The sequence below is a fragment of the Shewanella olleyana genome (genome assembly GCF_023283825.1).
GTDB lineage: Bacteria > Pseudomonadota > Gammaproteobacteria > Enterobacterales > Shewanellaceae > Shewanella > Shewanella olleyana.
Window position 1 is genome coordinate 22,556 of the sequence record NZ_JAKILD010000019.1, and the last position, 14,377, is coordinate 36,932.

Below are 14,377 nucleotides of genomic sequence, written 5' to 3' on the forward strand. Positions count from 1 at the left end.
GTGTAAAACAAGAGCAATAGTTACAATTAACGCTGGGTGTACAACTGTCTATTGCTCTGTCATATTTTTAAAAACTATCCGTTAATAAATCAATTCACCAATAGGGTTAAGTAATTTACTTATGCCTTTTGTAAAATAAAGTGGAGCATCAACGACTGTGTAGCACAAGCAACCTTCAATCGTTTTAGGGCTATGTTCATGTTCACTATTAAGCACCATAAAATCGCCTGCGGTATAAGTGTTGTATTCATCACTAAACTCACCAGCCAGTAACAAGGTTAGCTCTTCACCTTTGTGGCTATGTTGCGGTATTTCACCATTTTCAGCGATGTGTAATAAGCTGGCTCTGGCTTTAGCTTCACCCGTCTCTAATCGTAGGCGACTGACTTTACCTATACCTTGCCATTGATTATTAATTTGCTGTCTAAAAGCCCATGGTAATGTGTAATCTTGTCCTTTGATGTTTGTAACAGCACGTGTTGGGGCTGTGTCTTCGGCTGGTAGTAGATTAATCGCTGCTGATTCAAGAGTGTCATCTGACATCATGTCAGCTAAAAGTGCTTCTAAATCAGTATCTAAAACCTCGTCCATATTGCCATTATCCGTAGATAATTGAGCAAGTGAGAAGCTTTCTTCAGATGACGCTATAGTCAGAGCAGCGACTTTTTCAGCACATTCTGGGCAAAGCTCACAGTGCGCAGAAACTGCGATTGATAAAGATAAGGGCAATTCACCTTTCGCATGGAGTGTTAACAAGTCCTGATTGGGGTGATACTTAATCATAATGTTTCTCCATGAAGCCTTTTAACTTTTCTAAGCCGAGTCTTAATCTAGATTTAACGGTACCAATTGGCACTTTTAACTTATCAGCAAGTTCTTGCTGGGTAAGTTCTTGCATATATATACCTTGAACTACCTGTTTTTGAAGTGGCGGCAAATCATCAACATGTTTAAGTAACGTAGCAGAAAGCTTGAAGTCATTATCGGTTTCATCACTTTCATCAGACTCAAACAATGGCCATATATCATCACCGAACGCATCTTCGCGGTTGTTTTGCACTTTACGTAGCATGTCAAAACATTGGTTTCTCATCACTGTAAACACCCAAGTACTCACTGCTGCTTTGTCGGCATTATATAAATGGGCTTTTGTCCAAACTCGGGTCATGGTCTCTTGAACTAAGTCCATCGCTAAACCTTGTTGGCTTAGACGTTGAACCCCAAATGCTCGGATTTTAGGTGAGAAATGAGCAAATAATTTAGCAAATGCGGCTTTACTGCGCTGGTTTGCCACTTGCTCCATAAGTTGGGCAAGGTATTGTGCTTCGTTTTTATCGGTATCGTCTGATTTCATAGCCGTATCTATTACTTTAGTATTTTTAGATAACATGCTTTTATCATAACGATTTTGAACAGATTGTGATTGAAAATTTTCCATTTATTTTCACTCGCATTTTCAAAAGAAGTCTCAAAAAGAAAGCTTCGACAAAGACTTAGGTATTTGGTTATTCGATGTAGTGGACAAATCTGTTAGGACTTGCATCTATATCGATAAACTCAAACGAGTCACTTATGCCTTAATACGGGCGTTAAGTAGAAAAGATCACAATTTTTTTATTTTTTTCGTTACCTGTTTATATACCCAAACAACTTGAAGATACGTGTTTCAGAGCTTCACCGTGTTTTCAATACTAGGCGCGTTAATGCGGTAATGTAGGTACCTTATAAATTAGCGCAACAACGTAGTGGGAACACGGTGAAACTCCCTGAGGGCAATTTTTACACGCGTTTATGCTGCGTTATTGATTTTGAAAAGGGAATAACCATTACCCGCAATCAATGCCTTGCCTAAACGCGTGTAAATTCTTGCTGAAATCGAGCATCTCCAGGTTGTTTGGGTATAGGTGATGCCTGTATGTAAAACTAAACTGAGGTAAAAGCGATATATAGTAATCTTTGAGAATGAATGAGGACTTAAGCACCATTACTTAATGATGCTTGAAATCAATTCTTGGGTCATTTCGTGGTTGTGACTATTGATACATTGGTATTTTTCTTCAGCTGTAATAGGCATGATTTCTAACCAACGCTGACAAACCCATGAAATGTTATCAAAGTCTTGCTTATTATAATGAGATAAATGAGTCGGGTATTGCTCTAAAATTTGCAGTAATGATTCACTCAAGTATTGCTGATTGTCGACTAAGTCACGGCTTGGCCAGTCTGGAATAATGCTCACATCGCCGCGCTTCAAACCGTCAGGTTCAACTTCGAAACTATTCACTTTAAATCGATGCTGTCCTTCAATACTAATACCGAGTAAACCATCTTCTAGCATTTCAAAGTCGATAATATGTACCCAAGTACCAATAGGCATGAGTTCATTTTGGCTGTTAAGCATGCATAAACCAAAACCTTCGCCAGATTTTAATGACTCAGTGACTAAGCGTTTATAGCGAGGCTCAAATATTCTGAGTTGGGTAAAACCCTGTGGCAATAAACAAATGGATAATGGAAACAAGGGTAAAATCATAACAGCACCTATATGATGATTGGCTCGAATATCGAGCCAAGGTTTATTGTTAAATCAAGTATGTATACGAGATTGAACTTGGCTATGATCACTAATAATCATTTAGTTTTGTTTTACCCATATTAAGTCTTGCTCTTCGATGCCTAGTTTTATCATTTTATTGATAAAACCTTGTTTAACATCGGCAGAAATTGCCTTATCTCGCGCTAAAATCCAGGCATATTCATTATTTGGGCCAATGACCAATGACGCGACATATTCACCTTGTGCATCTGTGATTAAATCATGAACTTGATATGCGCCATAAAACGGGCCAAAAAAAGAAACTTTCAAACGGGCGATATTATCTGATTCAATAAAGTAGGCTTTACCCTCAGCTTGCTGCCAAGCTGACTTTTCTTCCGAAAAACCTTTATTAATTACCACTACTTTGTCGCCTTCTAATGAATAGGTAGCTGTAACTTGGGTTAAACCGCGTTCAAAAGAATGGTCTAATCGTGCTATTTCATGCCAAGTGCCTAGGTAGTTATCGAGCTTAAAGTCTTCTACAACAGCAACTTTGGTGTCTAACATAGTGCAGGCACTGGTAGATAAAAGTAATAAAGCAGAAGCGATTATTTTTACTGTTTTTGTACGCATCTTATTTCCTTTTAATAGGGATGTTTACCTGATGATTCAAAGCCTTAAATATGGCTTATTGATTAATAGCTAATGATACGGGGTTTCGTGCCGATAAGATCTTAATAAAATGATGATTGTTGTTAATTTATACTAAAAAACGATTGTTTTGACATCAAGTAGCTTTATTAAGATAAAGTCAGCAGTTTTTTTGTTTGAATCATTTATAATTTATAGAAATCGATGTTGAGTTAACTGAGACATAACAATGAAGAAAGTTCTTGATACTGTAGATCAACGCACCCAACTAGTGGGTGAGAACCGGTTGGAATTACTACTGTTCAAAATAAGTGCGACTCAATTATTTGCGATTAATGTTTTTAAAGTCAAAGAAGTGGTTAAGTTACCTCCTTTAAGTGCGTTACCTGGCAGTAATAACAATATCAGCGGTGTCGCCAATATTCGTGGAATGTCGATTCCGGTGATTAACTTGCGTGGTGCAATCGGTTTTAGCCCAATGCCTGTATCTGAGGATTGTAATTTAATCATTACTGAATATAACCGCAGTGTACAAGGTTTTCTTGTTGGTAAAGTCGAGCACATTGTTAATATGACTTGGAGCGATATCATGCCTCCGCCAAAGTCAGCAGGTGCCAATAATTACCTAACGGCTATCACTAAGTTGCTGGATAATGATGTTGAGCGTTTAGTGTCGATCATTGATGTCGAGAAAGTACTGGCAGAGATTATTGATTACGACATTAGCTTATCTGAAGGGGTACTTGATGAGCAGTTAGCTCAACATATGCCGGGTAAGAAAGTGCTGATTGTTGATGACTCCTCAACGGCAAGAAAACAAGTTAGAGATACCCTAAGCCAGTTAGGGATTGAAATTATTGAAGCCTCTGATGGATTACAGGCATTACAATTATTACAACGTTTAGCGGATGACGGTAAAGACGTGACATCTGAACTGCTTATGATGATAACCGATGCTGAAATGCCTGAAATGGACGGTTATAAGTTAACTTCTGAGATTAGAGCGGATAGCCGTATGTCTTCTTTGTATATTACGCTGAATACGTCATTGAGTGGCAGTTTTAACCACGCTATGGTTGAAAAGGTGGGCTGTGATGAATTTATTTCTAAGTTTCAACCAGACTTATTAGTGGGTGTAGTACAAAAAAGATTAAAGACTCTTTTAGATTCATGAGTAATGAGTAATGAGTCACGGAGTCATAACTCATATAACTAAGCTTCAATCCATCTGCCTCAATTTAAAACTAAAGGCTAATAACTGAGTTATTAGCCTTTTTTATACCGCTTTTTATTGCTCAAACTCTTCCTGTACTTGCTGTAATAAAAGCTTTTGATGTTCTCGGGTGATACCGATATTCATTCTGCAAAGTCTTACCGCGTAGGCAAACTTCTCTTTACCGACAATATTCAAAAGCTCACATAACAAGTGTTTGTTAAGCATTAAGGTGTCGCAATAGTGATTAATGGCTTTGGTGAGCGAGTTAAAGGTTAAGCCATCGAATTCAAACTGAGCACTATAGCCTTGTTCTATGTCCACTGCATTTAGTACCAACGGCCACCCTTTAGCATTAATCCGGCCTTTAGCAATGTTGTACATCATCCACGCACTTTCTTTAAAGCCTGACAGAATTCTGCAATCAAAGCCTGACTCTGCTAGCTCTTGTTCGGTCCAGTTAATACCGATAGCTAAATCTTTGTGATAAATCCGCATCAGTTCATCTTTTACAGCATCGCGGCAATCCCATATTGAGGTGAGCTGGTTCTTTTTAGCTAACCTTGCACATTCAGTGCAGGCTGGCAAAGTCAAAGAAGGATGCGGCGTACTTGGTTTCGCATAATAGCTAAAAACGTCATTTGACGGTTCTGCACAAAACCAACATTGATGGCGAAGGTCAAAAGGGATATCGACTAAAGGAGGTAGATTATTCACAACAAGCCTATGCAAAATTCAGGTTATACCAATCTGGATAAATAAGTGATCAGATATTGCGTAGAGAAAATCGCTTAGAACAAGGCTGGAATTACAGCTAGCTAGTTGCTCTACCTACAAAATTTCTAACGAAGTTATAAGCGATTTTAACCAGTAAGAATGATCACATTCTTATGCTGATTGGTATTAAATAGTCATTCAATAAAAAAGCTGCCCGAGTTTCGTATTATTTACGTCTCTTAGCAGCTTAATGTATAGCCGTTACTTGCTATAACAATTGAATAAGAAGTGATTACTCAGCTTCTACATCAACTAATTCTTTAGCTAATACAATTGGGTCGACTTCGATGCATTCTTCATCAGCAATCCAATCTAAACCAACGAGTACGCCGTCGTCATTTAAATCGCCAACCCAGTACTCTAAAAATTCATTTAGGCTAATTTTAACCGCTTTGTACTCAGCCCATTCTTCAGTGCAATGGCTTGAAGCCGCAGCTTCAGTTGACCATAAAGGCATGACATCTGTTTGTTCAAATTCAGAAGAGTCACATACAACCCAACCTTCGCCTGTTTCATCCGCTAAGCCCCAAAGGACTTGATGTTCTTTAACGTTCTCAATAAAGCTTGCAACAGCTGGGGTTTGTTCAATCATGATTAGTCTCTTTGATGAATTCAATTAACGTGACGATTATACGGTAACTCTAATCAATACAAAACACTATTAAGCTAATGTGACAATATCAATGCAAACATGAACTGAAATTAACCAGATAAACACATATTTTCAATATTTAAGACTTAAAGGCTCTTGTTTCCTGAATCGCTATCAGTCACGATGTGGACAGTCATTATTTGTAGAAGTATTCATTTATGGTGCGTTTTAAATTTTCCCCGTTTATTAAGTCAGCGTTATTAGTTTCTAGTTGCTTTGTTAGTCTTCAATCGATTGCAGCGCCTGACGACTTTTCTCAATGTGTTGATAAGCTTAAAGTCAAAGCTCGCAGTGAAGGTTTGTCTGAACAAACGATCAATACCAGTGTTGCTAACCTTAAATTTATTCCCCGAGTGATTGAACTCGATAATCAACAACCTGAATTTAGTCAGACCTTTGGTAATTACTTTAATAAACGTGTTACCGATTGGCGTGTGAAAGAAGGTCGTCGCTTACTTGCTGAAAACCGTGAGTTATTAAATAAATTAACCAAAGAGTATGGTGTTCCTGGTCAATATATTATTTCGTTCTGGGGACTGGAAACTAACTTTGGCGGCTATAAAGGCAAGATGTCTGTGCTCAACTCTTTAGCCACATTAGCGTGCGATCCTCGCCGTAGTAACTATTTTACTAATGAGTTAATGCAGGCATTAAAACTGAAAGAAAAGTATCAGTTCGATGATGCCACAATGGTGGGCTCTTGGGCCGGAGCTATGGGGCATACTCAATTTATGCCGACTAATTATGCTAAATATGCTGTTGATGGTGACGGTGATGGCAAAGTCGATTTATGGAACAGCACCGCAGATGCTTTAACTTCAGCGGCGAACTTTTTACAACAGTTAGGTTGGAAGGCAAATGAGCGTTGGGGACGAGAAGTCAGTTTACCTGCAGATTATGACTACCAATATCTGGGCCGTAAGCATCCACAACCATTAACGCAGTGGGCAGAGATGAATATCACCCAAACAAGCGGTAAACCTTTATCAACCCCTGATATGGAAGCATCGTTATATGTTCCTTCGGGTCATACTGGGCCTGCATTTTTAGGTTACGACAATTTTGATGTGATCATGCGTTGGAACCGCTCAGAGTTTTATGCCATTGCTGTAGGGCACTTGGCTGATAGAATTAATGGCGCTGCGCCGCTTCATGTCAGTGCGCCAGAGCATGGGATGTTTAACCGCAGTGATATTAAAGTGATGCAAGCTAAGCTTAATGAGTTAGGTTTTGATGTTGGTAAACCTGACGGAGTATTAGGCAGAAACTCAATAGCGGGTGTGCAAGCTTTTCAGCGTAGTAAAAATCTAGTAGCTGATGGGTTCCCTGATGAAAAAACCTTTACTGCATTAGGAATGAACCTCAGTAATTAACCACTAGTTTTTGTAAATATAGATTCAAGCCGATTTTAACTCGGCTTTTTGCTAGCAGCTCGTTAGACGATTTGTTAAGCTGCGGCAATTATTGAAATCGAAGTAAATTAAGGACATTCGATGACAGCTCAAGATAATATGGTTGTACGTTTCAACTACACGCTTCGCGATGAGAAAGGTGAAGTGATTGAAACTAACGAGGGCGGATCGCCTATCGCTTATTTGCACGGCCATGACAACATGATGCCAGGTATTGAAGATGCTATTACAGGTAAAGAAACTGGTGCAAAATTCAGTGTAACGCCTCCTGCCGCTGATACATATGGCGAGCGTATGGAAGCTGCTGAGCAACGTGTTTCTGTTAAGCATTTACAAGGTGCGAAAGTGTGGAAAGCGGGAATGCCAGCGATCGTTAATACAGAACAGGGACAGCGCCAAGTCACTGTGGTTAAAGTCGGTAAGTTCATGGCAACTATCGATACTAACCATCCTTTATCTGGACGCGAACTAACATTTGATATTGAAGTTGTTGATGTTCGTGAAGCGACTGATGAAGAGATTGCTCACGGTCACTCACATGGTGAAGGTGGTCATCAGCACTAATTTGGCAAAGCGTTAAGCTAACTTACACTGATGTAACAATGATAATCCCAAGTGATTAATTCACTTGGGATTTTATATTTTTAGGCTGGAATGTATTAATGATTATTGAATATTCACAAGGCAAATTAGTGGTCACCCCATTTGAAGTACAATGCCGTTTAAATGTGAATAATATTGTATTAACCGCAATGGTTGATGATATGAAGTGTATTGCTGACAGATTATTACTTATTGCAGATGCGGGGGCGGTGCGCTGGAGTATTCAACTCGATAATAACCAGCAGTTTTATGAAGTGATTGAGGTTATGGGCATAGCACCAGAATAATGTTCATTCTGGTGCTATCAGTCATTAAATTAGAGCCTCTTATTAACGACTTATAAACTACCTCGGTTATGCGGGCGCATATAATCAATGATAGGGCCAGCTGGGACCACTTGTGTGGGATTAATTTGCTGGTGGCTAAAATAGTAATGCTGCTTAATATGTTCAAAATTAACCGTTGCTGCGATACCCGGTTGCTGATACAAGTCGCGTAAATACCCCGACAGGTTTGGATAAGATTCAATCGTGCGTAAGTTAGTTTTAAAATGTCCCACATACACGCAGTCAAAACGAATAAGCGTTGTAAATAAGCGCCAATCAGCTTCAGTGATTTGGCTGCCTAGCAAGTATCTCTTGTTAGCCAATAAAGCTTCTAAAGTATCTAGCGTATCAAATAATGGCACAACAGCTTCTTCATAGGCTTGTTGCGTGGTGGCAAAACCTGAGCGATAAACCCCGTTGTTGATGTTGGGATAAATAAGTTCGTTCAATTTATCTATTTCTGTTCGAAGATCTAACGGATAGTAATTCTCTGTATTACCGGTGATGTGATTAAACGCTGAGTTAAACATTCTGATGATTTCAGAGGACTCATTGCTCACTATAGTATTTTGCTGTTTATCCCATAATACTGGCACCGTCACTCGTCCGTTATAGTCAGGCTTAGCCTGTTGATATATCTGATACATAAAGTCTTTAGCAAATAACGGATCGACTTGTGCACCATCAATAGCTACTGCGCTACCTGACTGATTAGGTCCTTTAAACTCCCAACCATTTGATAGCATATGAGGTTCAACAACTGTGACACTAATGTGCTCGGTTAACTGTTTTAACTCTCGGAAAATTAACGTGCGATGTGCCCAAGGGCAGGCTAATGAAACATACAAATGATAACGACCAGATTCTGCTTTGAAACCGGCTAAACCAGTAGGGCCTGCACGACCATCCTCGGTGATCCAATTTCTTAATTGGGCATCTTCTCGCTGAAATTTACCGCCGCTTTCTTTGGTGGCATACCATTGATCAACCCACTGACCATTCTGTAATAATCCCATATAAACCCTCTACCGATGAATGCTAAAAAACAATCATAAATTAGCGTTAAATCGAATAAAACCTCATAAATTAGTCTCTTTCATTCGATTAATTTGAAAGGTTTGTAGGCTGAATAAATTTGAACTACATCATGCAGTAAAAATGTCAAATCGTGACTCAGCTCTAAATGTAAAAGGCAACTGTGGATGTTTGTATAAACAGACAATCAATTTAGTTAGCTGTTTTGATTAAAATGATGAGTAAATAAAAGCTTAACTAGCATATTAATTGATTGTTTTAGTTAAGGTGTATGCTAATTGAAAACCGAATAATCATTGTCTTTGTTGTGAATGTAATTGTAATGGCAACTTATTGTTATTGTTGGGTTAAATATCACATTCTGTAATTAAAATGCCATATAAATAGTCCAGTGTTTGCTACCATTCAACGCAGAGCTGGGTAGCTCGTAACTATAAAAATATTTTGATTAGGGGTTAGATAATGAAAAACACTTTATACAAAGGATTAGTGGCAACGGCTGTGATCGCAGCATTGTCTGGTTGTAGCAGTGACGATGATAACGATCAAACTGCATGTGAAGCTGCTGGTGATGCTTGTACTAGCTTTACCGTTATTCATACCAATGATAACCACGGTCGTTTCTGGGAAAACGGCGACGGTGAATATGGCATGGCTGCACGTAAAACGGTTATTGACCAAATTCGCGCTGAAGTAGAGGGCCGTGGTAACGAAACGATTCTTTTATCAGGCGGTGATATTAACACAGGTGTACCTGAATCTGACATGCAAGAAGCTATCCCTGATTTTGTTGGGATGAACTTACTTGGCTATGATGCAATGGCTGTAGGTAACCATGAGTTTGATAACCCATTAAGCACGTTAGATATGCAAGCAACGCTAGCTAACTTCCCAATGCTTGCTGCTAACATCTACGACAAAAACGCTGAAGAACGCTACTTTGAACCATACCGCGTATTCGAAATTAACGGTCTAAAAGTTGCTATTATTGGTTTTACTACTGTAGATACACCAAAAGTACTAGAAAGAAACCTTGTTTATGTTTAATATGCCTGTTCTTTACACCTAATGTATATTTACGACAATAAATATGAACAAAGAAGATCAAAGTTTACCAAACCTACCAACTATCATTAATTATTCCCGTATCAGTAGTGCTAAACAGTCTCAAGGTACAGGCTTAAGCCAACAGAATAACCACGAGTTACTAAATACGCTCAGTGTTACCTATGATATGCCTTTAGATACTCGTTCATTTAGCGATATCGGTAAGTCTGCATATCATGGTAAACACTTACAGAATGACCTAGGCAAGATTCTATCCCTTATTGATAATGGCTCTATTGCCAAAGGCTCTATCATTGTTGTATTCGCTCTAGATAGGCTTTCAAGGGCTGAAGTAGATGAAGCAGCATCATTACTGCTTAATATCATTACTGCTCATGTGAAGGTATACACGGCCATTGATGGACGTTTATATGAGAAAGGTGACCCTAATCTATTCGTTAATTTGATTATGTCACTCATTGCCTTTCAGGTAGCAAATGAAGAATCTAAAAAGAAGTCAGTTAGAACGACGAAAGCATATCAAGGTAAGCTTGAAAGCACTGATACCGATGCAGACGGGTATAAACGATGGATTGGTGTTGGACGCTTACCTTTTTGGTTAGATGCGTCCAGTGGATATGTGCGCCCTCATGATTATTATTTTAAAGTCGTACAACAAATGAGCCAGCTACTATTAGATGGTTATGGCACTACAGCACTTTTAGATTGGCTTAATGAGAATCACCCTGAGCCAAAAGGTAAGCCTAATTGGGGCTATGCCTCTGCTGCTAGGTTTCATAAGCACATAAGCCTGTATGGGGCACTTTCTCTCAATGGCACAGAAACGCCAGACTACTATCCTGCACCAATTGATAAAAATACATGGCTACAGATGCAACATGTAAAACAGTTGCGACATAAAAAAAGGGTAGGTAAAAAAGTAGTCTCATTGGCTTCTGGTATAGGTGTTGCCTTCTGTGCTCACTGTGGCTCACCTACAAGGGTTACTTACGACCATACCAGAGATAAAATGTCATACAGTTGCCAAGCCCAATTGACACTTAAAACTTGTACAGGTTTTTCATGTGATGCCCGAATACTAGACAAGCACCTATTCATACTGGTTCAAGATGCCCTCAAACAAGCTCATAGCAAGGACTTGGAGCCAGATAAATCTGATTGTATTGCTAACGAATTAGAGGCTCTTAAACAGCGTTTAAATGAGTATGTTGAGGCAGCAGAAGCAGGGGAGTTGCCTAAGTCACTATTTGGAGCCATGACCAAATTAGAAACTCAGATTGAAGATAAAGAGGCTGAACTTAAATCTCACCTCATTGGTTCTGCTATTCCAGATGATGATGAAATTCTAAATGAGTGGAGCCAGCAACAAGAAGAAGTTACGCAAGACTATCACCATGAAGATAGATTGAAGTTGAGAACTCTAATACAGAATACTGTTGAGAGAATGGAAGTGTTGAAGTTCAAAGGCACTAAAGATTTCAGCCTGAAGGTGTTGTTACGAAATGGCACTGTAAGGGTAATTGCGGTTAATGCAGATGGTCATTACTTGGCAACACCAAATGAAGATGAAAAGCTTAACCATTTAGTACACCTATTAGATAAAATGGTTAAGCCGTATTAGCTTATACCTAATCGGACGCTTCACAATGCAGTTTTCGACCTTAACTGTCATTTTGGTTAAGTGCTGCGCAGACCTCATAAGCAAAGACGCATTCTTTCTATGGTTGTATTTTGAATATCGCTAAAGTATTTGAAAAACATATTAGATTTACAACAATCACTTAACAGTGATATCTTTTCTGCATGGATTGAGCAGCTTGGAAAGTTATCGTGCTGCTATTGAATAAACTGCTAGGCTCTAAGGAGAGAGTAATGGAAGGTTTAGGGGTTATAGTTTTTAACGGAATAGGAATGTTAGTTTGTTTCTTTATTGGGTTAGTTGTCGCATATTGGGGATTTCAAGTATACAAAAATGATGACACGGACCCTAAAGACAAACAGCTAATCGAATGGGGGAGCTTTAAGGTTACTTCACGGGGAAGTGGCTCTGTAGCTATGTCCACAGCTGTTCTTTGGGCTTTCATTGGTTACAGTGTTAGCCCTTCAATAACTCAAACACCAAATGGCCCTGACTACACATCCATTTCCAATGAAAATAGTGAACAATTGGCTATTGTTAGTGCCGAAGTGTCAAACCCAAATGCAGTACTTAATCAACCTGAGCAATTAACAAGATATTTGACTAAAAGCATCTCGTCTGATGAAATTAATGAGAACCAAATTCGTGTTAATGGCTTGATTGGTAAGCTGGATGTGAGTTCGGTAGATTATTTAATAGATGGATTAGGTAGCCCTACATTAACAGCCCATGCAACGGGAGAGTTTGGCGATGTAATCGTTTGGTTTACGCCTACAGTTAACGAACAAAATCAAATAGTATTCAAAGCTAAAGGTGTTGCAAAGCAAATTGAAAAAGAACCTAACGAATAAGGATAGGCCGCGCGCAGCCGCGTCCTTATCCCAAGTGTTGAACAAGCCCGAGTGATACCTTTATATAGAAAATATCGGCGTAAGAACTTACGCTTTTAAGGTGTGCACTGTGCCGATTCCCTTTGGCGGCAGTAGTGAAGTGAATTACATAAACTTCTAAATTGTTCGTAGGTAATACTCGTACTTTTATAGCTTAGGTTTTTTGAAATATGGAAGCTTTCAGGATGTCGTAACTCATTTTTGTCCAAAAGTGTTCTGCTACAGTTAAGCCTAGCGTTTAATCTTTTTGTAGCATCTGTTAAAGTCTTTTTGCTCTAACTTATCTAACTTGTTTGTGGCCTTACCTTAATCGGGTAAGGCTTTTTAGTTTCTAAACGTCTAACAATCTTTTATATAACTCCACTGGAGCACAAAGAGTGCTAACTCGTTCTTCTTTGTTGATGACTTCGACAATAGCCGAACCTTCATTAAAAGAAGTCATAATTCTTGTTGCTAACATTTCAGCATACTCATTTACTAAATGAGGATTTGAGAAGTTAAGCATATCAATTGACTGCATACCTTGTTTGTCCATCATGACTAAAGCGTTACTAACTTCGGCATGGTTCGAGCATTCTACTTGTATAAATGGCATTGCTTACCCCTAAATTAAACCTAATGACTTTCTGAATGGATGGTATGAAATAAGAAGGTGACTCCATCGACTTGTGCCGTTCTTGTCGTTACGACCTAAACCAGAAACACTTACAATATCTGGCACATCGTGGTTAAAATCCATCAAACCACAATCAACAAGAGCAGTGATAACCTTAACTCTTGAGATACCAAGCTGTTTACCAATATCGCTAGGAGCATCAACCGCTAAAGCTGCAAAAGATGAATCAGGGTTAACTACATGCTTACGAAGGTCATTAGCCAAGTTAGGTAAACTTAATTGAATGCGTTGCTTCTCTTTCCGTTCAAGCTCTAACTGTTTCTCTGTAATCTCACGCTGCTGAACTTCTCTAGTAAGCAAACCAAGTTGAGCTGAGTTCATCGAGCCAAGGATTGCTGATGGTGATGTGATGTACTCAAACTCTTTAATCTTGGCCTGTACTTTCTTACGTACAGCTTTCGATTCACGCATACCAACTAACATCATTTGGTCTTGGGTAAGGTTGGCAAATAGTACAATATTTCCACGTACGGTTTTTTCGTACGTCACTAAATCGTCTATCTCGTCCACTACTTTCTTCATGAACTCGTTATTGCGAACTTTATTTTCACCTTCTGCCAAACGAGCAGGGTTAATGATGATGTTGAGGAAGTCCAACGAGGTCATTGTTTGTTCTTGAAGTATTGGTGTTTGGATATTCACTTGAAAGGTTCTCCTGTACTTAATCCAATTAGGAACCAATCAACCTTGTTACAGGTTAAGCCCAACGGCTTATTACTGATTGGCCTGAATGCTAATACTGCTCAGGTTAAGTAAAGGATGGGATAAAGCCTCTTAACTAACAGCTAGGTTAGTCGCCCTTATCGCTCCATTGAGATGAATAGTACAAGTGGTCTGCGATGAAGGATAGTTGTAGGTATCATGTAGGTTTTAGTTAAGTGCATGATTTTTCTGAG

The 14,377-nt window shown here is 39.0% G+C and carries 15 protein-coding genes and 1 pseudogene; 7 read left to right on the top strand and 9 right to left on the bottom strand.

The window, feature by feature from the left end; translation table 11 throughout:
- Positions 1-81 precede the first annotated feature (81 nt).
- The 4 genes from L2735_RS13980 to L2735_RS13995 form a co-directional block, all read right to left on the bottom strand.
- Positions 82-783, bottom strand: coding sequence for a ChrR family anti-sigma-E factor (locus L2735_RS13980; protein WP_248985299.1), 702 nt, complete (start codon positions 781-783; stop codon positions 82-84).
- Positions 776-1,354, bottom strand: coding sequence for a sigma-70 family RNA polymerase sigma factor (locus L2735_RS13985; RefSeq protein ID WP_428848316.1), 579 nt, complete (start codon positions 1,352-1,354; stop codon positions 776-778). The genes L2735_RS13980 and L2735_RS13985 overlap by 8 nt, the downstream gene beginning before the upstream one ends.
- A gap of 630 nt (positions 1,355-1,984) precedes the next feature.
- Positions 1,985-2,533 carry an LON peptidase substrate-binding domain-containing protein gene (locus L2735_RS13990; RefSeq protein WP_248985301.1) on the bottom strand — a complete coding sequence of 183 codons (549 nt, stop codon included), beginning with the start codon at positions 2,531-2,533 and terminating at the stop codon, positions 1,985-1,987.
- 102 nt (positions 2,534-2,635) lie between these two features.
- A complete protein-coding gene (locus tag L2735_RS13995) occupies positions 2,636-3,172 on the bottom strand; it encodes a lipocalin family protein (RefSeq protein ID WP_283104649.1) in 537 nt (178 codons plus the stop codon).
- A gap of 247 nt (positions 3,173-3,419) precedes the next feature.
- On the opposite strand from L2735_RS13995, the gene L2735_RS14000 reads away from it, so the two are divergent.
- A complete protein-coding gene (locus L2735_RS14000; RefSeq protein ID WP_248985302.1) occupies positions 3,420-4,364 on the top strand; it encodes a chemotaxis protein CheV in 945 nt (314 codons plus the stop codon).
- Positions 4,365-4,478: 114 nt separating this feature from the next.
- On the opposite strand, the gene L2735_RS14005 is transcribed toward L2735_RS14000, so the two are convergent.
- Complete coding sequence (locus tag L2735_RS14005) at positions 4,479-5,120, bottom strand: hypothetical protein (RefSeq protein WP_248985303.1); 642 nt, start codon at positions 5,118-5,120, stop codon at positions 4,479-4,481.
- A gap of 292 nt (positions 5,121-5,412) precedes the next feature.
- Positions 5,413-5,772: a DUF2750 domain-containing protein gene (locus tag L2735_RS14010; protein WP_248985304.1), complete on the bottom strand. Its 360-nt coding sequence runs from the start codon at positions 5,770-5,772 to the stop codon at positions 5,413-5,415.
- Between the two features lie 218 nt (positions 5,773-5,990).
- Between L2735_RS14010 and L2735_RS14015 the strand changes: the two genes are divergently transcribed.
- The 3 genes from L2735_RS14015 (at position 5,991) to L2735_RS14025 (ending at position 8,134) form a co-directional block, all read left to right on the top strand.
- A complete protein-coding gene (locus L2735_RS14015) occupies positions 5,991-7,205 on the top strand; it encodes a lytic murein transglycosylase (RefSeq protein ID WP_248985305.1) in 1,215 nt (404 codons plus the stop codon).
- Between the two features lie 120 nt (positions 7,206-7,325).
- A complete protein-coding gene (locus L2735_RS14020; protein ID WP_248985306.1) occupies positions 7,326-7,808 on the top strand; it encodes an FKBP-type peptidyl-prolyl cis-trans isomerase in 483 nt (160 codons plus the stop codon).
- A 98-nt stretch (positions 7,809-7,906) separates the two neighbouring features.
- Positions 7,907-8,134 (top strand): DUF3389 family protein, encoded by a 228-nt coding sequence (locus L2735_RS14025; protein WP_248985307.1) that lies wholly within the window; start codon positions 7,907-7,909, stop codon positions 8,132-8,134.
- 50 nt (positions 8,135-8,184) lie between these two features.
- On the opposite strand, the gene L2735_RS14030 is transcribed toward L2735_RS14025, so the two are convergent.
- Positions 8,185-9,189 carry a glutathione S-transferase family protein gene (locus tag L2735_RS14030; RefSeq protein WP_248985308.1) on the bottom strand — a complete coding sequence of 335 codons (1,005 nt, stop codon included), beginning with the start codon at positions 9,187-9,189 and terminating at the stop codon, positions 8,185-8,187.
- 481 nt (positions 9,190-9,670) lie between these two features.
- Here L2735_RS14030 and L2735_RS14035 point away from each other — a divergent pair.
- The 3 genes and pseudogenes from L2735_RS14035 to L2735_RS14045 form a co-directional block, all read left to right on the top strand.
- A pseudogene (locus tag L2735_RS14035) lies at positions 9,671-10,228 on the top strand (metallophosphoesterase); the annotation flags it as partial.
- Between the two features lie 70 nt (positions 10,229-10,298).
- A complete protein-coding gene (locus L2735_RS14040) occupies positions 10,299-11,897 on the top strand; it encodes a recombinase family protein (RefSeq protein WP_248985309.1) in 1,599 nt (532 codons plus the stop codon).
- Positions 11,898-12,148: 251 nt separating this feature from the next.
- Positions 12,149-12,766 carry a hypothetical protein gene (locus tag L2735_RS14045; RefSeq protein ID WP_248985310.1) on the top strand — a complete coding sequence of 206 codons (618 nt, stop codon included), beginning with the start codon at positions 12,149-12,151 and terminating at the stop codon, positions 12,764-12,766.
- Between the two features lie 370 nt (positions 12,767-13,136).
- Here L2735_RS14045 and L2735_RS14050 read toward each other — a convergent pair whose 3' ends face one another.
- On the bottom strand, positions 13,137-13,400 hold the full coding sequence (locus L2735_RS14050) for a hypothetical protein (protein ID WP_248985311.1): 264 nt from the start codon (positions 13,398-13,400) through the stop codon (positions 13,137-13,139).
- 9 nt (positions 13,401-13,409) lie between these two features.
- A complete protein-coding gene (locus tag L2735_RS14055; RefSeq protein ID WP_248985312.1) occupies positions 13,410-14,123 on the bottom strand; it encodes a hypothetical protein in 714 nt (237 codons plus the stop codon).
- Positions 14,124-14,377 lie beyond the last annotated feature (254 nt).